The sequence below is a fragment of the Kitasatospora griseola genome (genome assembly GCF_044999035.1).
Classification (GTDB): Bacteria; Actinomycetota; Actinomycetes; order Streptomycetales; family Streptomycetaceae; genus Kitasatospora; species Kitasatospora griseola.
This window is the reverse complement of sequence record NZ_CP173360.1, coordinates 6,760,888-6,780,734: the sequence shown is the minus strand read 5'-3', so window position 1 is coordinate 6,780,734 and position 19,847 is coordinate 6,760,888. Positions and strand designations below refer to the sequence as shown.

General features: G+C 72.3%; 23 protein-coding genes and 1 riboswitch. Of the genes, 4 read left to right on the top strand and 19 right to left on the bottom strand.

Going from position 1 to position 19,847, the window contains the following annotated elements; genetic code table 11:
* Positions 1-2: 2 nt before the first annotated feature.
* Complete coding sequence (gene pyrR, locus ACI1MP_RS30765) at positions 3-614, bottom strand: bifunctional pyr operon transcriptional regulator/uracil phosphoribosyltransferase PyrR (RefSeq protein WP_073816829.1); 612 nt, start codon at positions 612-614, stop codon at positions 3-5.
* A 260-nt stretch (positions 615-874) separates the two neighbouring features.
* On the opposite strand from pyrR, the gene ACI1MP_RS30760 reads away from it, so the two are divergent.
* Complete coding sequence (locus ACI1MP_RS30760; protein ID WP_043908507.1) at positions 875-1,378, top strand: transcriptional regulator; 504 nt, start codon at positions 875-877, stop codon at positions 1,376-1,378.
* Between the two features lie 85 nt (positions 1,379-1,463).
* Here ACI1MP_RS30760 and ACI1MP_RS30755 read toward each other — a convergent pair whose 3' ends face one another.
* The 5 genes from ACI1MP_RS30755 to ACI1MP_RS30735 all read right to left on the bottom strand — a co-directional run bounded on the left by ACI1MP_RS30755 (position 1,464) and on the right by ACI1MP_RS30735 (position 5,538).
* Positions 1,464-2,318 (bottom strand): hypothetical protein, encoded by an 855-nt coding sequence (locus ACI1MP_RS30755; protein WP_380338704.1) that lies wholly within the window; start codon positions 2,316-2,318, stop codon positions 1,464-1,466.
* Between the two features lie 112 nt (positions 2,319-2,430).
* Positions 2,431-3,252 (bottom strand): thioesterase family protein, encoded by an 822-nt coding sequence (locus ACI1MP_RS30750; protein ID WP_404869981.1) that lies wholly within the window; start codon positions 3,250-3,252, stop codon positions 2,431-2,433.
* 106 nt (positions 3,253-3,358) lie between these two features.
* Positions 3,359-3,796, bottom strand: a complete 438-nt coding sequence (gene nusB, locus ACI1MP_RS30745; protein ID WP_043908514.1) for a transcription antitermination factor NusB — start codon at positions 3,794-3,796, stop codon at positions 3,359-3,361.
* 2 nt (positions 3,797-3,798) lie between these two features.
* Positions 3,799-4,362: an elongation factor P gene (gene efp, locus ACI1MP_RS30740; protein ID WP_043908517.1), complete on the bottom strand. Its 564-nt coding sequence runs from the start codon at positions 4,360-4,362 to the stop codon at positions 3,799-3,801.
* 69 nt (positions 4,363-4,431) lie between these two features.
* A complete protein-coding gene (locus tag ACI1MP_RS30735) occupies positions 4,432-5,538 on the bottom strand; it encodes an aminopeptidase P family protein (protein WP_100585103.1) in 1,107 nt (368 codons plus the stop codon).
* A gap of 135 nt (positions 5,539-5,673) precedes the next feature.
* Here ACI1MP_RS30735 and rpmG point away from each other — a divergent pair, with 135 nt between their 5' ends.
* Both rpmG and ACI1MP_RS30725 read left to right on the top strand, forming a co-directional pair.
* Positions 5,674-5,838, top strand: coding sequence for a 50S ribosomal protein L33 (rpmG, locus tag ACI1MP_RS30730; protein WP_100585102.1), 165 nt, complete (start codon positions 5,674-5,676; stop codon positions 5,836-5,838).
* 47 nt (positions 5,839-5,885) lie between these two features.
* Complete coding sequence (locus tag ACI1MP_RS30725; RefSeq protein ID WP_073816854.1) at positions 5,886-6,128, top strand: type B 50S ribosomal protein L31; 243 nt, start codon at positions 5,886-5,888, stop codon at positions 6,126-6,128.
* Positions 6,129-6,246: 118 nt separating this feature from the next.
* On the opposite strand, the gene ACI1MP_RS30720 is transcribed toward ACI1MP_RS30725, so the two are convergent.
* Positions 6,247-6,825: an XRE family transcriptional regulator gene (locus ACI1MP_RS30720; protein ID WP_404869980.1), complete on the bottom strand. Its 579-nt coding sequence runs from the start codon at positions 6,823-6,825 to the stop codon at positions 6,247-6,249.
* 125 nt (positions 6,826-6,950) lie between these two features.
* Between ACI1MP_RS30720 and ACI1MP_RS30715 the strand changes: the two genes are divergently transcribed.
* On the top strand, positions 6,951-7,796 hold the full coding sequence (locus ACI1MP_RS30715) for an EamA family transporter (protein ID WP_404869979.1): 846 nt from the start codon (positions 6,951-6,953) through the stop codon (positions 7,794-7,796).
* Between the two features lie 22 nt (positions 7,797-7,818).
* Here the strand turns inward: ACI1MP_RS30715 and ACI1MP_RS30710 are convergent, their stop codons facing one another.
* From ACI1MP_RS30710 to mltG, 12 genes are all read right to left on the bottom strand, one after another.
* Positions 7,819-8,910: a HoxN/HupN/NixA family nickel/cobalt transporter gene (locus tag ACI1MP_RS30710; protein WP_404869978.1), complete on the bottom strand. Its 1,092-nt coding sequence runs from the start codon at positions 8,908-8,910 to the stop codon at positions 7,819-7,821.
* 51 nt (positions 8,911-8,961) lie between these two features.
* A riboswitch (cobalamin riboswitch) is annotated at positions 8,962-9,158 on the bottom strand.
* A 79-nt stretch (positions 9,159-9,237) separates the two neighbouring features.
* Positions 9,238-9,930, bottom strand: coding sequence for a DUF6445 family protein (locus tag ACI1MP_RS30705; RefSeq protein ID WP_380338725.1), 693 nt, complete (start codon positions 9,928-9,930; stop codon positions 9,238-9,240).
* A gap of 96 nt (positions 9,931-10,026) precedes the next feature.
* Positions 10,027-10,833: an Fpg/Nei family DNA glycosylase gene (locus tag ACI1MP_RS30700; RefSeq protein WP_404869977.1), complete on the bottom strand. Its 807-nt coding sequence runs from the start codon at positions 10,831-10,833 to the stop codon at positions 10,027-10,029.
* A 217-nt stretch (positions 10,834-11,050) separates the two neighbouring features.
* Entirely contained in the window at positions 11,051-11,896 is an 846-nt protein-coding gene (locus ACI1MP_RS30695; protein WP_404869976.1) for an AAA family ATPase, read from the bottom strand.
* Between the two features lie 73 nt (positions 11,897-11,969).
* Complete coding sequence (aroQ, locus tag ACI1MP_RS30690) at positions 11,970-12,416, bottom strand: type II 3-dehydroquinate dehydratase (RefSeq protein WP_380338734.1); 447 nt, start codon at positions 12,414-12,416, stop codon at positions 11,970-11,972.
* A complete protein-coding gene (gene aroB, locus ACI1MP_RS30685) occupies positions 12,413-13,504 on the bottom strand; it encodes a 3-dehydroquinate synthase (protein ID WP_404869975.1) in 1,092 nt (363 codons plus the stop codon). Before aroB ends, aroQ begins: the two co-directional genes overlap by 4 nt.
* The gene (locus tag ACI1MP_RS30680) at positions 13,497-14,021 is read right to left on the bottom strand and encodes a shikimate kinase (RefSeq protein WP_100585094.1); all 525 of its coding nucleotides are present in this window, start codon (positions 14,019-14,021) and stop codon (positions 13,497-13,499) included. Before ACI1MP_RS30680 ends, aroB begins: the two co-directional genes overlap by 8 nt.
* Entirely contained in the window at positions 14,018-15,202 is a 1,185-nt protein-coding gene (gene aroC, locus ACI1MP_RS30675) for a chorismate synthase (protein ID WP_100585093.1), read from the bottom strand. The genes ACI1MP_RS30680 and aroC overlap by 4 nt, the downstream gene beginning before the upstream one ends.
* A gap of 231 nt (positions 15,203-15,433) precedes the next feature.
* The gene (locus ACI1MP_RS30670; RefSeq protein ID WP_100585092.1) at positions 15,434-16,264 is read right to left on the bottom strand and encodes a shikimate dehydrogenase; all 831 of its coding nucleotides are present in this window, start codon (positions 16,262-16,264) and stop codon (positions 15,434-15,436) included.
* Positions 16,261-16,734 carry a GNAT family N-acetyltransferase gene (locus ACI1MP_RS30665; protein WP_404869974.1) on the bottom strand — a complete coding sequence of 158 codons (474 nt, stop codon included), beginning with the start codon at positions 16,732-16,734 and terminating at the stop codon, positions 16,261-16,263. The genes ACI1MP_RS30670 and ACI1MP_RS30665 overlap by 4 nt, the downstream gene beginning before the upstream one ends.
* Complete coding sequence (locus ACI1MP_RS30660) at positions 16,731-17,543, bottom strand: ABC transporter ATP-binding protein (protein WP_380338748.1); 813 nt, start codon at positions 17,541-17,543, stop codon at positions 16,731-16,733. The genes ACI1MP_RS30665 and ACI1MP_RS30660 overlap by 4 nt, the downstream gene beginning before the upstream one ends.
* Positions 17,544-17,794: 251 nt before the next feature.
* Positions 17,795-19,750: an endolytic transglycosylase MltG gene (gene mltG, locus ACI1MP_RS30655; protein ID WP_380338751.1), complete on the bottom strand. Its 1,956-nt coding sequence runs from the start codon at positions 19,748-19,750 to the stop codon at positions 17,795-17,797.
* Positions 19,751-19,847 lie beyond the last annotated feature (97 nt).

Sequence of the window (19,847 nt, the reverse complement as noted above, 5' to 3'; positions counted from 1 at the left end):
GTTTACTCCGGGAGCTGGGGATCGGCGGCAAGGGCCTGGGAGGAGCGCGCGGCGTAGTCGCGGTCGCCGAGCAGGACGGCGTCGCGGCCGTCGGTCTCGGAGAGCTGGACCTGCACGGCCTCGCGCAGCGAAGTGGGCAGGTTCTTGCCCACGTAGTCGGCGCGGATCGGGAGTTCGCGGTGTCCGCGGTCGACCAGCACGGCGAGCTGCACGGCGCGCGGGCGGCCGATGTCGCCGAGCGCGTCGAGGGCGGCCCGGATGGTGCGGCCGGAGAACAGCACGTCGTCCACCAGGATCACCAGCTTGCCGTCGATGCCGTCGGCGGGGATCTCGGTGTGCTCCAGGGCCCGGGCGGGCTTCAGCCGCAGGTCGTCCCGGTACATGGTGATGTCCAGCGTGCCGAACGGGATCTCCCGGCCGGTGATCTGGGTGAGCTTGGCGCGCAGCCGGCGGGCCAGGTGGACGCCGCGGGTGTGGATGCCGAGCAGCACGACGTCCTCGGCGCCCTTGGCGCGTTCCACGATCTCGTGGGCGATCCGGGTGACGACCCGGGCGACGTCGGTGGCGTCCAGCACCTGGTGCGGGGCGCGCGGAGCAGAACTGGGAGTGGTCATGCCGAAGCGGACCTCCTTCCCCGCCTCACGGGACGGGCCTTAAAGGATGTCTAAAGGGGTTTCCGGCCGCAGCCAGAACTTCGCTCATCGTAGCAGTGCGCTGATCTCGGCCCGCTCGACACGCGTTCGCACGAGTGCCCCATTCGGCTTGACGCGCCACCCTCACTCTACGTAACCTCACAGTGAGTTACGAAGGTGCCCCGTCGTGGGCGCTCGTCACTCCCATTTCAGCGCACGCGCAATCTCGTCCGGGGAGATCCATGTCCAGCGACTACGCGAAGCAGCTCGGGGCCAAGCTCCGGGCGATCCGCACTCAGCAGGGTCTCTCCCTGCACGGCGTCGAGGAGAAGTCCCAGGGTCGCTGGAAGGCTGTCGTCGTCGGCTCCTACGAGCGCGGCGACCGCGCCGTCACGGTGCAGCGCCTCGCCGAGCTGTCCGAGTTCTACGGCGTCCCGGTGCAGGAGCTGCTGCCCGGCGGCACCCCGGGCGGCGCGGCCGAGCCGCCGCCGCGCCTGGTGCTCGACCTGGAGCGCCTGACCCAGGTCCCGTCCGAGAAGGCCGGACCGCTGCAGCGCTACGCCGCGACCATCCAGTCGCAGCGCGGCGACTACAACGGCAAGGTGCTCTCGATCCGCCAGGACGACCTGCGCACGCTGGCCGTGATCTACGACCAGTCCCCCTCGATCCTCACCGAGCAGCTGATCAGCTGGGGCGTGCTGAACCCGGACGCGCGGCGCGCCGTCCGCGAGGACGACGCGAGCTGAGCCTGCGCGCTCCGAAAAGTTCTGAAGAAACGTCACAGCGGGGCGGGCGGCCGGTTCTCCGGCGGCCCGCCCCGCTGTCGCGTGCTCAGACCACGGTGCCGAGGCTGAACCCCGGACCGGCCGGGACGCCGTCCACCGCGAGCTCGGCCGGCGACCAGTCGAAGCCGGTGCTGCGCCAGGCCCAGGCGACCTGCCGGTACTCGCCGCACACCGCGCCGGAGCCCTGCGTCCCGTGCAGCACCGCGACGCCCGGCAGTTCGCCGTACAGGCCCGCGCAGAGCACCGCGGTGATCAGGTCGAGCTCCTCGTCGTGGATCCGGACCGCGCCGTCCTCCCAGTGCAGCACCCGGGCGTGCGCCTCCAGCGGCCCGCCGGGGGCGTCCACCGCGACCCGGAACTCGTACGCGCCGCAGCCGGCGCCGACCAGCACCCGGCGGAACACCTCGGAGGCCTGCTGGTACGTCCAGCGCACCCGCGGGTCGGCGGCGGCCAGCTCCGCCTCGCACAGCGCGCCGTCCATCACCAGGTCGGCGTGGCGCAGCGTCAGACCGCCCTCGCGGGCCCGGACCAGGCGCGGCACGAAGTCGGCCAGGTCCTCACCGCGGTAGGTGACCAGCTGGGTCTGCAGCGGCGGGTTGACCAGGTAGCCGTCCCGGGCGGCCTGCTCGCCGGGGTCGACGCCGTGCAGCAGGCAGTAGTCCGCGAAGTCGTCCGGGTGGAACATCCGGGCCCGGACGGTCGCGTACCCGTCCACCGCCCCGGCCAGCAGCCCGGCGGCCTCCCGCAGGTAGGTGTCGTAGTCCGGCGCGTCGGTGAGCTGCCACTCCCGCGCCCGGGCGAAGTCGGCCTCGTCGGTCAGGATCCCGGTGACGAAGGCCTCGTCGCTGCGGCGCGAGGGCTCGGCACCGCAACGGCGCGGCCGGCGGCTGTTCCTGGACATCGGTGGCTCCCGGGGATCTCGGTCGAGCAACTGCTGACCCACTTCTCCCCATCCGCACCCGTCCCACACACACGGGCTGTCACAACTCTGCAACCGACCGTCAGGAACGGGCCTACCGCGGGGTCTTGGCGAGCTGGCGGGACTGGGCGACCAGGCGGCCGTCCTCGTCCCAGATCTCGCAGTCCTCCTCGAAGTAACCGCCGGCCACGTTGCGGGTGGCGTGCGAGACCCGCAGCCAGCCGTCCGCGGGCAACGCCCGCAGGTGGACGGTCAGTTCGATGGTGGGGGCCCAGCCGGGGCGGCCCAGGTCGAAGGTGACCGGGGGCAGCGCGTCGGCGGTGAGCAGCAGCGACAGCGGGTCGGCGGGGCGGCCGTCGGCCAGCTTGAACCAGCCCTGGATGCGGCCCTCCTTGGACGGTTGGCCGAGCGCCCAGCCGACGGTGGCCGGGTCGAGGCGCAGGTCCATCCGCTGCAACAGGGCGGCCTGGGAGATGAGTTCCTTGGGCGCGTGCTCGATCCCTATGCACTGTTCGGGGGCGGGCAGCACGGGCGGCACGGCGGTGGTGGCGACCTCGCCGTCGAGGGCGGCAAGGTCGGTGAAGGCGGCGGTGACCCGCAGCCGTTCCTCGCCGTCCTGGGAGAGGATCGCGCTGCCGGTGGCCAGGGTGCGGCCGCGGCGCATGATCTCGGTGCGGACGGTGGCCGGCCCGGGGCGGGACGGCGAGACGTAGGTGCCGCTGACGGTCAGCGGGTGCGGGTGGCCGGGCCCGGCCTCCAGGGCGAGGGCGTGCGCGGCGAAGGCGAGCAGCAGTCCGCCGTTGACGCCGCCGCCGATCTGCCAGCCGTCGCCGAGTTCGCCGTCGTAGCGGCCGGGCTCGTCGGGGTGCGGGGTGAGCGCGATGCCCCGGTCGAACTCGCTGGTGATCTCCGGCATGGCTGAGGCCCTTCTGCGCAGGCGCGAAACTCATTACTTGCCGGTAGCTTACGCGCGAAGGCCGCCGGACCAACAGGTCCGACGGCCTTCGAGGGGCACTGCGGGCTCAGCGCCGAATGGTCGGCTTGAGCTCCAGGAACCGGGCGAGCAGACCGTTCACGAAGGCCGGCGACTCGTCCGTGGAGTACTCCTTGGCGATCTCGACGGCCTCGTCCAGGACGACCGCGTCGGGGGTGCCGTCCTCCCAGATCAGCTCGTACGTGCCGAGCCTCAGGACGTTGCGGTCCGCGATCGGCATCCGGTCGAGCGTCCAGCCCACCGCGTAGGTGGAGATCAGGTCGTCGATGGTGCGCGCGTGCTGCGCGTAGCCCTCGACCAGCTGCATGGTGTACTCCGCGACCTGCGGAATGCCCTCGTCCGGACGGGGGTCGCGCGAGCGCGCCACCCAGTCGGCGAGCACCCGCTCGGGGGACACGCCGCGGTGGTCCGCCTCGAACAGGATCTGGAAGGCCCGGGTGCGGGCCTTGGTGCGAGCAGAGGCCACGATTACTTGACCCGGCCGAGGTAGCTGCCGTCGCGGGTGTCGACCTTGACCTTCTCGCCGGTGGTGACGAACAGCGGCACCTGGATCTCGGCGCCGGTCTCCAGGGTGGCGGGCTTGGTGCCACCGGTGGAGCGGTCGCCCTGCAGGCCCGGCTCGGTCTCGGAGATGACCAGCTCGACCGCGGCGGGGAGCTCGATGTACAGCGGGACGCCCTCGTTCTGCGCGACCAGGGCCTCGAAGCCCTCGAGCAGGTACTTGGCGGCGTCGCCGACGGTGGCGGCGTCGACCGGGACCTGGTCGTAGGTGTCCATGTCCATGAAGATGAAGGTCTCGCCGTCGCGGTACGAGTACTGCATCGTCCGCTTGTCGACGTTGGCGGTCTCGACCTTGATGCCCGCGTTGAAGGTCTTCTCGACGACCTTGCCGGTGAGGACCTCCTTCAGCTTGGTGCGAACGAAGGCCGGGCCCTTGCCGGGCTTGACGTGCTGGAACTCGACGACGGACCAGAGCTTGCCGCCGTCCAGCTTGAGGACCATGCCGTTCTTGAGATCGTTCGTGGTAGCCACGGGCGCACTTACTCCTGATATGTCCGCTGTCAAAGAACACCAAGCAGTGCGCCGCCGAAGCCTGTGGGACTACAGCGCGAGGAGCTCCTTGGTGGTGATGGTGAGCAGCTCGGGCCCGCCCTCCTCGGGAGGCCGCACCACGAGCGTGTCCTCGATCCGGACTCCGCCGCGACCCGGGAGATGCACTCCTGGACCGACGGTGACCGGCACGCGATTGTCCAGTTTACCCATGTCGGCGGGGCCGAGGCGCGGAGCCTCCCTGATCTCCAGGCCGATGCCGTGTCCCAGCGGGTGGACGGCGTGCTCGGCGTGGCCCGCGGCCTGCAGGATCGAGCGGGCCGCGTCGTCCGGGACGTGCTGCTCGACGCCCGGCCCGAGCGCCTCCCGACCGGCCCGCTGGGCCCGGAACACCAGGCGGTGCAGCTCGACCTGCCAGGCGGCCGGGGCGGCGCCGATCACGAAGGTGCGGGCGGTGGAGATGCCGTAGCCGCGGTACTGCGCGCCCAGGGCGACGGTGAGGAAGTCGCCCTCCTCGACCCGGCGGTCGGTGGGCTGGTGGCGCTCCAGGCCGGAGTGGCTGCCGGTGCCCACGGAGACCGGGAAGGCGGCCCGGTCGGCGCCGTGGTCGATCATCCGGCGCTCCAGCTCCATCGCCAGGTGGCGTTCGGTGCGGCCGACCAGGATCGATTCGAGCAGCTCGCCGAGCGCCTGGTCGGCGATCTCGGCGGCGATCCGCAGGTCGGCGAGCTCGTGCTCGTCCTTGACCACCCGCAGCCGCTCCACCGCCCGGTCCAGGTCGAGCAGCCGGGCCGGCGCGGCCAGCCGGCCGACGGCGCGGTGCCGGTCGACCGTCAGGTCGTGCTCCTCGACGGCGAGGTCCGCAACCCGCAGCCGGGCCGCGGCCTCGGCGGCGGCGACCGCGGCGTCCGTCTCGGCGGGCACCGGCAGCCGGGTGACCTCCTCGTCCACCTCCCGCTCCACCGCCTCCTCGGGCGGCACGTCCTCCGGCAGCGCGAGCACCGCCCGCTCGCGGGTGAGCAGCAGCGCGGCGCCGCACGGCGGGCAGCCGGTGAGGTAGCGGACGTTCGCGGCGCGCGTGATCAGCGCGGCGTCGGCCCCGGAGGCGCTGCAGTACTCGCGGAGGCGTTCGCGTCGGGCGGCGTGCGCGTCGGACATGTCTCCGAGCCTACGAACGGGTCCGGGGGGCCGCCCGTCGGGACGGGCCCGATCGGTGGGCGGGAATGCCGAGGGGCGGGGCCGTGTTGTGGCCACATGAAAACGGCAATCGTTGCCGGGATTGGGAGGTTCGAGATGGCGCGCAGCGAGCTGCGACCGGTGATCACGCTCCGGTCCACGGCGGGCACGGGCTTCAGCTACGTGACCCGCAAGAACCGCCGGACCAACCCGGACCGGATCGTGCTGCGGAAGTTCGACCCGGTGGCCGGGCGGCACGTGGAGTTCCGCGAAACCCGTTGACGTTCAACGGAATTGAGCAGTTCGAGGGCTTGCAGAAGGAGGAGCAGATGAAGCAGGGAGTGCACCCCGAGTACCGTCCGGTGGTGTTCCGGGACAAGACGGGCGGCCTGTCGTTCCTGACCCGCTCCACCGCGTCGAGCGGTCGGACGGTCGAGTGGACGGACGGGCGGACGTACCCGGTGGTGGACGTCGAGACGTCCTCCGCGAGCCACCCGTTCTACACCGGCAAGGCCCGCCTGCTGGACACTGCGGGCCGGGTGGAGCTGTACCGCCGCAGGTACGGCCTCTGACCGACAGCCGGTGAGGGGCCCCGGGAGTCTCCCGGGGCCCCCACCCATGCCCCGACCGGGCTGCCCATGCCCCGATCGGGCTGCTCACGTACCGGCCGGGCTCATTTGCCGGCCGGGCTCATTTGCCGGTCGGCGGGGGGACGGAGACCACCAGGGTGAGGCGGCAGTCGACGTCGCCCTCATTGCGGTAGCTGTGGGCGGTGCCGGCCTCGTAGGAGGCGGTGGAGCCGGCCGGGATGCGGTGGGCGCGGCCGTCGAGCACCAGGGTGAGTTCGCCCTCGTCGATCCGGGCGATCTCGACGGTGCCGGCCGGGTGCGGGTCGGAGGCGTGGGTCTCGCCGGGGCGCAGGTGCCAGTTCCACAGCTCCAGCGGACCGGGGGCCTCGATGCCGTTCAGCAGGACGCCGCTGCCGCCGTCCGGGCCGCTCCACAGCCGCACGGCCTCCTCGGCGGGGACGATCCGCACCACCGAGGTCTCGTCGTAGTCGAGCAGTCGGGCGATCGAGACGCCGAGGGCGTCGGCGAGGCGGACCACGGTGCCGACGCTGGGGTTGGTGCGGGCCTGCTCGATCTGGACCACCATGCCGCGGCTGACGCCGGAGCGGGCCGCGAGGGCGTCCAGGGTGTGGCCGCGTTCGGTGCGCAGCCGCTTGAGGTTGCGGGCGAGGGCCTGGGTGACGAGATCGGGTTCCGGCACGCTTGAGTCCAATATATTGGTTGGGTCGGTTCAGGGGGGTGAACTATGCTGCGACCGCACGACAGGTCCACCGACTGTACTGCGGAGTCCACCATGCTGCCCCGACCCGACGCGCTCCCGGCCTCATGAGCGCCGCTCTCGCCCTGCTCGCCAGCCTGCTCTGGGGCGTCGCCGACTACGGCGGCGGCACGATCACCCGCCGACTGCCCGCGCTCGGCGTCGTGGTGCTCTCGCAGACCGCGGCCGCCCTGGTCCTCGCGGTGGCCGTCACCGCCACCGGCGGCTGGGCGGACGCCGGTCCCGCGCTCTGGTACGCCGTCGCGGCCGGCGTGCTCGGGCCGTTCGCCCTGCTCGCGTTCTACCGGGCCCTCGCCCTCGGACCGATGGGCGTGGTCTCGCCGCTGGCCACCGTCGGCGTGCTGGTGCCGATCGGGGTCGGCCTGTTCCTCGGCGAGCGGCCGGGCGTCGTCCAGGGGCTGGGGATCCTGGTGGCGATCGCCGGGGTCGCGCTGGCGGGCGGCCCGCAGCGCGGCGGACCGGCCGTGAGCCGCCAGGTGCTCGTCCTCACCCTCTCCGCCGCGTTCGCGTTCGGCGCGGTGCTCGCCCTGATCGGCTACGCCAGCACCGGCGGCGGACTGCTGCTGACGCTGTGCGTGCAACGACTGACCAACGCGGTGGTCGGCATCGGCATGCTGGCCGCCGCCGCCCGCCGGGAGCCGCTCGAACTGCGCGGCGCGGCCCGCTCGTTGCCCTCGCTGACCGCCGTCGGCGTCGCCGACGTCGCCGCGAACGGCCTGTACGCCGCCGCCACCCACCTGGGCTCGGTCGCGGTGGCGGCGGTGCTGGCCTCGCTCTACCCCGTGGTGACGGCGCTGATGGCGCGCGGCCTGCTCAAGGAACGGCTGCTGCGGGTCCAGGTGGTCGGCGCCGGACTGGCGGTCGCCGGAACGCTGATCCTGGCCGCAGGTTGACGTTCCGTCAGGCCACGCGGGCTCAGACCCCCGCCCCGGCGAACGCCTTGGACCGTCGGGCGATCCGCCAGTAGCCGATCGCCGCCGCCCACACCACCACGAACAGGCCGACGATCACGAAGCCCACGTTGTCCAGGCTGAGTCCGGCGATCCAGTCGGACACCGGATCGTCCAGGCCGAACTTGTCGTGCAGCACCGCGACCAGCTCGATGGTGCCGATCACGAAGGCCACCGCGATCGACAGACCCGTGATGGTCAGGTTGTAGTACACCTTGCGAACCGGGTTGGAGAACGCCCACTGGTAGGCGAAGTTCATGAACGTGCCGTCGAGGGTGTCGAACAGGCTCATCCCGGCCGCGAACAGCAGCGGCAGGCAGACGATCGCGTACCAGGGCAGGCCGGACGCCGCGCCCGAGCCCGCCATCACCATCAGGGTGACCTCGGTGGCGGTGTCGAAGCCCAGGCCCAGCACCATGCCCACCGGGAACATCTGGCCGGGCCGGGTGATCGACCGGGTCGCCCGGCTCAGCACTCGGGCCAGGAAACCCCGGGAATCCAGGTGCTTCTCCAGCTCGGCCTCGTCGTACTGGCCGGCCCGCATCGCCCGGAACACCCGCAGGATGCCCAGCAGGGCCACCAGGTTGAGCGCCGCGATCAGGTACAGGAACGCCCCCGAGGCGGTGGTGCCGATGGTGCCCAGCACCTGATGGGTCGTCGAACCCTCGTCCATCAGCGTGCCCGCCAGCGCGGCCCCGCCGGCCACCAGCGCGGCCATCAGCACCACCATCGAGGAGTGCCCGAGCGCGAACCAGAAGCCCACCGAGACCGGCCGGCGGCCGTCCGCCATCAGCTTGCGAGTGGTGTTGTCGATCACCGCGATGTGGTCGGCGTCGAAGGCGTGCCGCATGCCCAGGGTGTAGGCGGTGATGCCCAGGCCCACGCCGAACACCTGGGTACCCACCTGGTACTTCTCCGGCACCACCAGGAACAGCAGCGTCCCGAACGCCGCCACGTGCAGGGCCAGGATCACCGCCATCAGGCCGGCGGTGCGCCAGGTGTCCTCGCGGCGCCAGCGGAAAGCAGGAACAGGGGAGCCCGGGACGTTTCCGGGCATGGTCGAATCGGACGCGGTCATCCGCGCATCACGCTCCAGCACCTCGTGGATCACTTCGTGAGATGCCGTGGCCGGTCTCCTGGCTGACGGGGTGTTCGGCGTCGGCGCCCGGCCTTCCCGGCCGCGAACGGCCAGTGGCACGAGGTGGGAGCCGACGACTCCCCGATCACAGTGGCGAGGGCCGCTCCGGACTCCTGTGACGAGCACAGTGCACCGGCTTCCCGAACACCACGGCCCGTCCACCGTAGAACCGTCCCGGGTGCAGCGGCAAGAGCGGACCCCTCCGGAGGTGTCGCAGATCACCCCGCCCCGCGAGGTGACGGCGGGTCAGGCCATCCAGAAGAACACGCAGGTCATCCGCTTCTCGTCCAGTGTGGTGCCGTAGTACTCGGTCGCGGTGTGCATCAGGTTGGCGGTGTACAGCAGCAGCCGGTTGTAGCGGTGCGGGACGGCCAGATCCTCGGTGAACGAGTCCGGCGGGACGAAACGGGTGCCGAGCGCGTCCACCAGGTTGTTGTGCGGGGCGACCACCGTGTTCCCGCCGAGCCGGCCGCCCGGCAGGCTCTGCCGGTAGAAACTGGTCCCGCACCGCTTCGGCACGTTCGGGTTGAGGTACAGCACCGCCGCGTAGCGGCACAGCGAACGCGAATCGGTGTGCGGACGCGGCTCGCACTCCCCCTCCCCCACCACCTGCACGCAGTTGTGGTTGAAGGTGCCGCCCTCGGCCTCGCTCAGCGCCCACACCCTGGGCACCCCGACGGTCTCCCGCACCAGCTTCTCGACGTACGCCAACTCGTCCGGCTCCAGGCCCGGCATCCCCCGCAGCCCAGGCCAGGACTCCGGCTTGTGCGGATACCCCTCGTCCCAGTCGGTACGGGCCAGGTGCCGGGCGCGCACCGCGTCCGGGTCCGGCAGCACGTCGTCCAGCACCCAGTAATCACGACCCTTGGTGGGTTTGCGGTACGGCAGGACCGGAAGGGCCGGAGTCGGACGGGGGCCCCGGAACGGTTGTGCGGACATGAACCCGACAATAGGAGCGGGCCCCGGAGCCCTCGCCCAAGGAGCGGTCAACCTTCCGTCAAGGCTTCCCCCGCGGCCCGATTTGGTGACGGAGCGTCAGGACTGCTGGCAGCGGGGGCACCAGAACAGGTTCCGGGCCGCCAATTCCTCCGTCCGCACCGGCGTCCCACAGACCAGACACGGCTGGTCCTGCCGCCGGTACACGTACACCTCACCACCGTGGTCGTCCACCCGCGGCGGCCGCCCCATCGCCTCCGGCGTGTGCTCAGGCCGGACGGTGTCGATCCGCCCCGCCGCGACACCCTCCCGCATCAGCGCCACCAGCTCCGACCAGATCGCGTCCCACTCCGCCCGGCGCAGCTCCCGCCCCGCCCGGTGCGGACTGATCCCCAACCGGAACAGCACCTCCGCGCGGTACACGTTGCCGACACCCGCCAGCACCTTCTGGTCCATCAACAACGCGGCCACCGACGTCCCGCTCCGGGAAATCCGCTCCCACGCCGCGTCCCCGAGCTCCCCCGCCCGCAACGGATCCGGCCCGAGCCGCCGGTGCAACGCCGCCTTCTCCCCCGGCGTGATCACCTCGCACGCCGTCGGCCCCCGCAGATCCGCGAACCCGCCCTCGTTCACCATCCGCAACCGCACCTGCCCGACCGGCGCCGGCGCCTCCCCCACCCCGAACTCGTACTTCCCGTACAACCCCAGGTGCACGTGCAGCCAGTCGTCCCCGAACCCCAGGAACAGATGCTTCCCGTGCGCCTCCGCGACATCCAACACCCGCCCGTCCAACAGCGCCGCCCCCTCCGCGAAGCGCCCCTGCGGCGAAGAAACCCCCACCACCCGCCCCCCGAACAGCTCCCCGTTCAGCCCCGCCAACCGATGCACCACATGCCCCTCGGGCACCCGCGTCAACTCCTCATCCGTTCCCGTCCAACACCCCCATTCTCCCAGCCCCCACCGACACCCCGACAGAGCCCAAAACCCCGCCTCCCGAAGCCACCGGCGAAAGCGGCGCAGCGGAAACCTGCAGGTCGAACAAGGGACACACTCGCGCAGCGGAAAGGCAAGCGCAGCACAGCCCCGCGCAGCGGACCAGGACCAGGCCCAGGCCCGGGTGGGGTCAGCCCTGGTGGAGGCGGGTGAGGATGGCCTGGTCGAGGGCGGCGGCGGTTTCGGGGACGGTGAGGTTGGAGTTGTCGATGATGGGGAGGCCGGAGGTGCGCCAGCCGGCCATGCGGCCGTGGATGCGGGCCACCTCGTCGTCGGAGAGGCGGCGGTTGCCGGAGCGTTCGGCGTTGCGGGTGAGGACGCGGTCGAGGCCGGGGAGGAGGACGACGGGGATCATGCCGGGGCCGATGTGGCGTTTCCAGCCGCCGAGGCCGATCGCGGGGCGGTCGGGGAAGACGGCGTCGTCGATGATGCAGGAGATGCCGTTGGCGAGGTAGTTGCGGCAGGCGAAGCCGCAGGTGCGGCGGGCGAGGCGGTACTGGGCCTCGGAGGCGGTGTTCCAGCCGGACTGCGGGTTGGCGAAGCCGGCCTGGACCCATTCGCGGACGTCGTCGAGGCTGATGTGCGCGGTGGGGGTGGGGCGGCGTTCGGCCCAGTGGCGGGCGACGGTGGTCTTGCCGGCGCCGGCGGGGCCTATCAGGAGGACGGCGATCGGGCCGGTGGGCAGGGGGGCGGGCAGCGCGGGCATCGGCGCTGGCGGGGCGGGGAGTTGGACGGCGCCGCCGCTGGCGAGCACGAAGTATCCGGTGCCGCTGGGGGCGACGGGGGCGACGGCCTTGAGCGGGACGGTCGGCCGGTCGGGTCGGGGCGCGGTCGGTCCGAGGGTGGGGATCGCCTGGGTGGTGGCGGGCAGCGGCGTTGCGGGGTACGGCTGTTGAGGGGCCGTCGGAAACGGAGGCGTGCCCTGCCCCCCCGGCACCTGGCCCCCCGGCTGGTGGCTCTGCGCGTACTGGCTCACCGTCACCTCCCTGCGCCGAATGTACACGTCGGCCCGGTGGCGGGCACAAGTCCGCCACCGGGCCGGAGGCCGCTCAGCGGGTGGTCAGTTGCTCGGCGAGTGCCCGCAGGGCGAGTTCGTAGGAGCCGAGGCCGAAGCCCGCGATGGTGCCGGAGGCGACGGCCGCGATGACCGAGGTGTGGCGGAAGGCCTCGCGGGTGTACGGGTTGGAGATGTGCACCTCGATGAGGGGGGCGGTGCGCTGTGCGGCGGCGTCCCGCATCGCGTACGAGTAGTGGGTGAACGCGCCGGGGTTGATCACCACCGGGGTCTTGGCGTCCGCCGCCTCGTGCAGCCAACCGACCATCTCCGCCTCGGAGTTGGTCTCCCGTACCGAGACGTCCAGGCCGAGTTCGAGCCCCAGCGCGGTACACCGGGCGACCAACCCCGCGTACGAGGTGGAGCCGTACACGTCGGGTTCGCGGGAGCCGAGCCGGCCGAGGTTCGGACCGTTCAGGACGAGCACCGGGACGGCGGTCATCCGGAGACCTCGGCGTACGCGGCGACCAGCAGCGACGGGTCGGGGCCCTCCAGGACGGAGGTCTTGGCCAGGCCGTCGAGGACGATGAAGCGCAGCAGGTCGCCGCGGGACTTCTTGTCGATCTTCATGGCGTCCAGCAGCTTCGGCCAGGCGTCCGCCCGGTAGCTGAGCGGCAGGCCGACGGAGGCCAGCACGGTGCGGTGCCGGTCGGCGGTGGCGTCGTCCAACCGCCCGGCCAGGCGGCCGAGTTCGGCGGCGAACACCATGCCGATGGAGATCGCCGCGCCGTGCCGCCACTTGTAGCGCTCGTTGCGCTCGATGGCGTGGCCGAGGGTGTGGCCGTAGTTGAGGATCTCCCGGCGGCCGGACTCCTTGAGGTCGCCGGAGACCACGTCGGCCTTGACCTGGATGGCCCGGCGGATGAGTTCCAGGGTGTGCGGGCCGGAGGGGGTGGTGGCGGCCGCGGGGTCCTGCTCGATCAGGTCGAGGATGACCGGGTCGGCGATGAAGCCGGCCTTGATCACCTCGGCCAGGCCGGAGACGTAGTCGTGCTTGCCGAGGGTCTCCAGGGTGCCGAGGTCGGCCAGCACGCCCGCGGGCGGGTGGAAGGCGCCGACCATGTTCTTGCCCTCGGCGATGTTGATGCCGGTCTTGCCGCCGACCGCGGCGTCGACCATGCCGAGCAGCGTGGTGGGCACCGAGATCCAGCGCACTCCGCGCAGCCAGGTGGCGGCGACGAAGCCGGCCAGGTCGGTGGTCGAGCCGCCGCCCAGGCCGATGATCACATCGCTGCGGGTGAAGCCGGTCTGGCCGAGCACCGACCAGCAGTACGCGGCGACCTCGACGCTCTTGGCGTCCTCGGCGTTCGGGACCTGGAGGACGATCGCCTCGTAGCCCTGGTCGACCAGGTCCTCGCGGATCGCCTCGCCGGTGGCCTCCAGCGACTCCGGGTGGATGATCGCGACGCGCTTCGCCTGCGGGCCGATCAGCGGGGCGAGTTCGCCGAGCAGCTGGTGCCCGATCAGCACCTCGTACGGGGCGTGGCCGTCGCTGCCCGCGACCTGGATGCGGACGATCTGGTCAGTCATGGGGGTTCTTCAACTCCAGTGCTTCGAGTACGGCGTCGGCGACCTGCTCGGGCGTCCGGTCCTGGGTGTCGACCACGGCGGTGGCGACCTCCAGGTACAGCGGGCGGCGGGCCTCCATCAGCTCGCGCCAGCGGGCCCGGGGGTTGACCGCGAGCAGCGGGCGGGGGGCGTCCAGGCCGACCCGCTTGACCGCGTCGGCGAGCGCCACCTCCAGGAACACCACGGGCAGCGGGGCGAGCAGTTCACGGGTGGAGGGGGCCATCACGGCGCCGCCACCGAGCGCGAGCACGCCGGGGTGAGCCGCGGCGGCGGCCTCGACGGCCTCGCGTTCGAGCTGCCGGAAGTGCGGTTCGCCCTCGTCGACGAAAATCTCCGGGATCGGCTTGCCAGCCGTCCGTTCGATGTCGTCGTCGGTGTCGCGGAACGGCAGGCCGAGTCGCTCGGCGAGGACCCGCCCGACGGTGGACTTGCCACTGCCGGGCGGGCCGACCAGCACCACCACGGGTGAGGTGCTCATCGGACGATCAGGTTGTCGAGGTACGACTGCACGTTGCGGCGGGTCTCGGAGACGTTGTCGCCGCCGAACTTCTCCGCCACCGCGTCGGCCAGCACCAGCGCCACCATCGCCTCCGCGACGATGCCGGCCGCCGGGACGGCGCACACGTCGGACCGCTGGTGGTGCGCCTTGGCGGGCTCGCCGGTGCGCACGTCCAGCGTCTGCAGGGCGCGCGGGACGGTCGCGATCGGCTTCATCGCGGCCCGGACGCGCAGCAGTTCGCCGGTGGACAGGCCGCCCTCGGTGCCGCCGGAGCGGCCGCTGGCGCGCTTGACGCCCTCGGGGGTCGGCAGGATCTCGTCGTGCGCCTGGGAGCCAGGGATCCGGGCCAGCTCGAAGCCGTCGCCGACCTCGACGCCCTTGATCGCCTGGATGCCCATCAGCGCGGCGGCCAGCCGGGCGTCCAGGCGGCGGTCCCAGTGCACATGCGAACCGAGGCCGACCGGCACCCCGTAGGCCAGCACCTCGACCACACCGCCCAGGGTGTCGCCGTCCTTGTGGGCCTGGTCGATCTCGGCGACCATCGCCTTCGACGCGTCGGCGTCCAGGCAGCGCACCGGGTCCTCGTCGAGCCGGGCCTCGTCGGCGGGCAGCGGCAGCACCCCGGCCGGGGCCTTGGCGGCGGCCAGCTCCACCACGTGGCTGACGATCTCGATGCCGCAGGTCTCCTTCAGGTAGGAGCGGGCGACGGCGCCGAGCGCGACCCGGGCCGCGGTCTCCCGGGCGCTGGCGCGCTCCAGGATCGGCCGGGCCTCGTCGATCGAGTACTTCTGCATGCCGGCCAGGTCGGCGTGGCCCGGGCGGGGCCGGGTCAGCGGCTCGTTGCGGGCCAGGCCCGCGAGCACCTCGGGGTCGACCGGGTCGGCCGACATGACCTGCTCCCACTTCGGCCACTCGGTGTTGCCGACCATGACCGCCACCGGCGAGCCCATGGTCTCGCCGTGCCGGACACCGCCGAGGAAGGTCACCTCGTCCTGCTCGAACTTCATCCGCGCGCCGCGACCATAGCCGAGCCGCCGGCGGGCCAGCGCGTCGGCCACCATGGCGGTGGTGACCGGCACTCCGGCCGGCAGGCCCTCCAGCGTCGCGACCAGAGCGGGGCCGTGCGACTCCCCCGCCGTCAGCCAGCGCAAGCTACCCACCGAAAAGCTCCTTCGTCAGCGGCCCGCACGCCGTGAACGGCGACCGGTCCGGCGTCTCGTCCTGCCCGGCCGCGGAACGCGGCGGGGCAAGCACCGATCCTTTCACGTCCGGAGGGCGGTCGGAGGCACGGTCCGCGTGGCGGACAGTGAGCGTCCGCCGCCGACGCCCGAACGGACCGGCGAAGCCGCAGTTCAGCGGTGCCCGCGACGGCCCGGGGCGCGGGCGCCGTCTCAGGACGAGGACGCCAGCGCCGCCTCGCCGGCCGCCCGCATCGCCGCCAGCGGGCCGTGCTCGACGCCGGTGAACCGCTCGAACTGGAGCACCGCCTGGTGCACCAGCAGGTCCAGCCCGCCCAGCACCGTGCCGCCGCGCTCCAGGCAGGCCGCGGCCAGCGCGGTCGGCCACGGGTGGTACAGCACGTCGAACAGCACCCCGGGGGCACCCGTCAGCTGCGCGGCGAAGCCGTCGGTGGCGCCGACCGGCGTGGTGGAGACGGTCAGCGGACCGGCCAGCGCCCGCGCCGCGTCCGCCCAGTCGGCGGTACGCACCGCCACCCCGAGCTTCTCCCCCAACTCCCGCATTTCGGCGGCCCGTTCGGCACTGCGCACGTACACCGTGACCTCGCCGTCGCAGATCTGGCCGAGCGCGGCCAGCGCGGACGAGGCAGTGGCCCCGGCGCCCAGCACCGCCGCCGACCCGACCCGACCGACGCCGCGCTCGCGCAGCGCGTTGACCAGTCCGGGGACGTCGGTGTTGTCACCGTGCCGCCGCCCGTCCGGGCCGAACACCACGGTGTTGACGGCGTCCACGGAGCGCGCGGTGTCGCTGACGGTGTCCAGCAGCGGCAGGATCGCCCGCTTCAGCGGCATGGTCAGCGACAGGCCCGCCCAGTCGGCGTCCAGCCCGGTGACGAACGCCTCCAGACCGGCCTCGTCGATCTCGTACCGGTCGTAGCGCCACCCGTCCATCCCGAGCGCGGCATAGCCGGCCCGGTGCAGGGCGGGCGAGAGCGAGTGGGCGATCGGCGAGCCGAGGACGGCGGCCCGGTGCGGGTTGGTCACGACACGATCCTTCGGGGAGTTCGGTGCAGGTGGACGTCGATCGGGTCCTCGGACGCGAAGGCGAAGCCGTGCCGTTCGTACAGGCGGCGGGCGGGGCTGCCCTGCAGCACGGTCAGCCGGACGGTCAGTCCGGCGGCGTCGGCGTCGTCCAGCGCGGCACGCAGCACGGCGGTGCCGAGACCGCGGCCGTGCAGCGCCGGGGCGAGGTAGAAGTGCTCCAGCACCAGGGCGCCGGGCCGGTGCTCGTCCGGGCGGAGCGTCAGGCAGCCGGCCGGCGGCGGGGAGCCGGGCACCTCCAGCACCGAGGTGTGCGCCGGGCGGTACCCGTCGCGCATCCGCTGCCGGACCCGGTGCTCGTCGTACCGGCCGAGGCGCTCCAGGTCGGGGCGCATCGCCGCCGCCCGCAGCTCGACCAGCGGCTCCAGGTCGGCGCCGGTGGCGGGACGCAGCGTCCAGGCCCCGACGGTCACGGAGTGTCCCGGCGGGTGCGGGCCGTCCAGCGGCCCTCGCTGTGACCGATCCGGATCGGGTGGCGGAAGCAGTCGGACACCAGCTCGGTGGTGAGCACCTCGGCGGCGGGGCCGGCCGCGGTGACCACGCCGTCGCGCAGCAGCAGCGCGTGGCTGGTGGTCTCCGGCAGCTCCTCCAGATGGTGGGTGACCAGCACCGAGGCGACCTCGGGGAACCGACGGCGCAGCCCGTCCAGGCTCTCCAGCAGCTGCTCGCGCGCCGTCAGGTCGAGACCGGTGGCGGGCTCGTCGAGCAGCAGCAGCCGGGGTTCGGGCATCAGCGCGCGGGCGATCAGCACCCGGCCGCGCTCGCCCTGGGACAGCGTCGTCCAGGCACTGTCCGCGCGGTGCGCGACGCCCAGCGTGTGGATCAACTCCTCGGCGTGGTCGAGCTGTTCGGCCGTGGGCTTGCGGAACGGATCCGGCTCGATGGACTGCGTGGTCCCGGTCAGCACCACCTGACGCACCGTCAGCGGCGAACGCAGCGGGTGCCGCGGATTCACGTGCCCGAGATGCGCCCGCAACTCCCGCACATCGACCTTGCCGAGCTGCCGCCCCAACACCCGCACCGCCCCCGCAGTGGGGTGCTCGACCGCCCCCAGCAACGACAGCAACGTGCTCTTGCCCGCCCCGTTCGCCCCGAGCACCGCCCAGTGCTCGCCGGCCCGGACGGTCAACGACACGTCTTTCAGCAGGTACCGGCCGCCCCGCACCACGTCCACGTGGGCGGCTTCGAGAAAGGCCGGGTCCGGGGTCTGCAAGGTCTCCATCCGGGTCACGGTACTCGCTACCCCCGGCTGCCCCGCAAAGCCGTTCCGCCCACCGGACATCCCTGCTCCCGGACGCGCCAGCCGAGCGATTCGGACACTGGGAGTGGGCAACCGGAGCGAGGCGGCGCAGCGCGCCATGACCTACTGCAACGGCGAGAGCGTCGCCGTCGACACGTACTTCAACGGCGGCGGGTGCCGGTAGCACCGACACGACGGTGCGGCCAGTCGTACTGACCGGCCGCACCCGCGGCTCACTTGCAGACGACCTGCTTCGCGTCGTACTGCTTGCCCTTCGCGATGCACCAGTCCTCGGTGTTCTTCGCGTGCTCCTTGTCGGTGACGGCGAACTTGGTCTCCGACGGCGAGACCGCCAGCCAGTACACCCAGTCACCCGGAGTCGGGTCGAGGACCGCCTTGATCGCGTCCTCGCCCGGGTTGGAGATCGGAGTGGGCGGCAGGCCGGGGTTCATGTTCGTGTTGTACCTCAGCGAGCGGTCGTTGATCTCCTGGTAGGTCAACTCCTTGCGGCCCAACTGGTACTGCAGCGTGGTGTCCAGGCCGAGCTTGTGCCCGGTGACATTGGTGGTCAGGCGGTTGGACATGGCCCGCGCCATCTTGCCGAAGTCCACCGAGTTGTTGCCCTCGGCCTGCAGGATCGACGCCTCGGTGATCACCTCGTAGGCGTTCTTCAGACCGGCCTTCTGCGCCGCCTCGTCCAGCTTGAGCTCGTTGTAGCGCTGGACGGCGTTGGTCACCATCTGCTTGAGCAGGTCCTCGGGCTTCATGCCGTCGGTGACGGAGTACCGGGCCGGGTAGAGGAAGCCCTCGGGGTTGTTGTTGGCGTACGCGGGCAGGCCGAGGTTCCCGGCCTGGTCCTTGGCGACCTTCGCGGTGGCACCCTTGTCCAGCTTCAGCTTCTCGTCGATCTTGGTGTAGATGTCGACGGCCTTCATGCCCTCCGGGAGGATCAGCACGTTGCCGCCGTTGGACTCCACCAGCTCCTGGACGGCCGCCGCGCCGGACATCTCGTGCTTCATGGTGTAGATGCCGGGCTGGATGCCGCGAGCCTTCGGGTTCTTGTCGTACGCGATGGTGAACGCCTTGATGCTCTTCACCACGCCGGCGTCCCTCAGCACCTTCGCGATGTCGCCGCCGACCGCGCCGGAGGCGACGGTGATGTTGACCGAGCCGGTGCCCTCGCCCTTGAAGTCCGGCGGCGGGCCGAAGCGCTGCTGGTACTGGCCGTAGCCCCACCAGCCGGCGCCGCCGGTCGCGCCGAGCAGGACCAGGGCGACCACCAGGCAGGCGCCGCTGTTGCGGCGGCCCGACTTCTTGCCCTTCTCCTTGCGCTTGCGTTCGGCCTCGCGGGAGTTGTCCTGCTCGGAGAGGAACGAGCCGCGCTCCTCCTCGGCGTACTCGTCCTCGGCCCACTGCTCGGACTCGTCGGCGTGCTCGTCGTACCGGTCCGGCTCGGCCGGGGCGGGCACCGCCGCCGGGTTGTCGAGCGCAGCCGCCTCCGCCTCCCAGTCGATCCCGTCCGGACCGGGCCCGCCGACCGGCTCGGCCCGCCGGGCCTGCGGCCCCGCCGCCTGGGGCTGCACCGGCTGCGGCACACCCTGCTGCGCCATGCCCTGCTGAGGCATCGCCTGCTGCGGCATGCCCTGCGGTATCGGCTGCGCCATCCCCTGCTGGACGAACTGCTGCTGACCGCCCAGGCTCGCGCCGCGCTGCTGCGGGTAGCCCTGGCCGCCCATCGGCATCTGCTGCTGCGTCGCCGCCGGCCCGGGCGGGAAGCCCTGCTGCTGGCCGAACTGCTGCTGCGCGAACGGCTGTTGGCCACCCTGCGTCATGCCCTGCGGGGGCATCGCCTGCGGCTGTCCGGCCTGCTGCTGCGGGTAAGCCTGCGGCTGCTGGCCGAACTGCTGCTGCGGGTAGCCCTGGCCGCCCATCGGCATCTGCTGCTGGGGCGGAAAGCCCTGCTGCGGCATCCCTTGCTGCGGCATGCCCTGTTGCGGCATCTGCTGCTGGGGCATCCCCTGCGGCGGCACCATGCCCTGGCCCTGCGGCGGCACCCCCTGCTGCTGCACGTACCCCTGCGGGTACTGCTGGCCGAGGTCCTGCTGACCGTACTGCGGGGGCTGCTGCTGCTCGCCGGGGAACCACGCCTGGTCGCCCTGGGCACCGTAGCGCCCGCTCTGATCAGTCATCGATCCCCTTACCGCGTCCAGGGTGTCCGTCGAACCGGCGTGCTAGTGCCGCCTCTGCTGGGAGACGTTACCGTACCGCAGCGTAGCCACCGGGCGT

Bases quoted from the DNA above. Each gene is read 5' to 3' on its own strand.
- pyrR (WP_073816829.1), bottom strand. From the start codon at position 614: ATGACCACTCCCAGTTCTGCTCCGCGCGCCCCGCACCAGGTGCTGGAC.
- ACI1MP_RS30760 (WP_043908507.1), top strand. From the start codon at position 875: ATGTCCAGCGACTACGCGAAGCAGCTCGGGGCCAAGCTCCGGGCGATC.
- ACI1MP_RS30755 (WP_380338704.1), bottom strand. From the start codon at position 2,318: ATGTCCAGGAACAGCCGCCGGCCGCGCCGTTGCGGTGCCGAGCCCTCG.
- ACI1MP_RS30750 (WP_404869981.1), bottom strand. From the start codon at position 3,252: ATGCCGGAGATCACCAGCGAGTTCGACCGGGGCATCGCGCTCACCCCG.
- ACI1MP_RS30735 (WP_100585103.1), bottom strand. From the start codon at position 5,538: ATGTCCGACGCGCACGCCGCCCGACGCGAACGCCTCCGCGAGTACTGC.
- rpmG (WP_100585102.1), top strand. From the start codon at position 5,674: ATGGCGCGCAGCGAGCTGCGACCGGTGATCACGCTCCGGTCCACGGCG.
- ACI1MP_RS30725 (WP_073816854.1), top strand. From the start codon at position 5,886: ATGAAGCAGGGAGTGCACCCCGAGTACCGTCCGGTGGTGTTCCGGGAC.
- ACI1MP_RS30715 (WP_404869979.1), top strand. From the start codon at position 6,951: ATGAGCGCCGCTCTCGCCCTGCTCGCCAGCCTGCTCTGGGGCGTCGCC.
- ACI1MP_RS30710 (WP_404869978.1), bottom strand. From the start codon at position 8,910: ATGCCCGGAAACGTCCCGGGCTCCCCTGTTCCTGCTTTCCGCTGGCGC.
- ACI1MP_RS30705 (WP_380338725.1), bottom strand. From the start codon at position 9,930: ATGTCCGCACAACCGTTCCGGGGCCCCCGTCCGACTCCGGCCCTTCCG.
- aroQ (WP_380338734.1), bottom strand. From the start codon at position 12,416: ATGACCGCCGTCCCGGTGCTCGTCCTGAACGGTCCGAACCTCGGCCGG.
- aroB (WP_404869975.1), bottom strand. From the start codon at position 13,504: ATGACTGACCAGATCGTCCGCATCCAGGTCGCGGGCAGCGACGGCCAC.
- ACI1MP_RS30680 (WP_100585094.1), bottom strand. From the start codon at position 14,021: ATGAGCACCTCACCCGTGGTGGTGCTGGTCGGCCCGCCCGGCAGTGGC.
- ACI1MP_RS30660 (WP_380338748.1), bottom strand. From the start codon at position 17,543: ATGGAGACCTTGCAGACCCCGGACCCGGCCTTTCTCGAAGCCGCCCAC.
- mltG (WP_380338751.1), bottom strand. From the start codon at position 19,750: ATGACTGATCAGAGCGGGCGCTACGGTGCCCAGGGCGACCAGGCGTGG.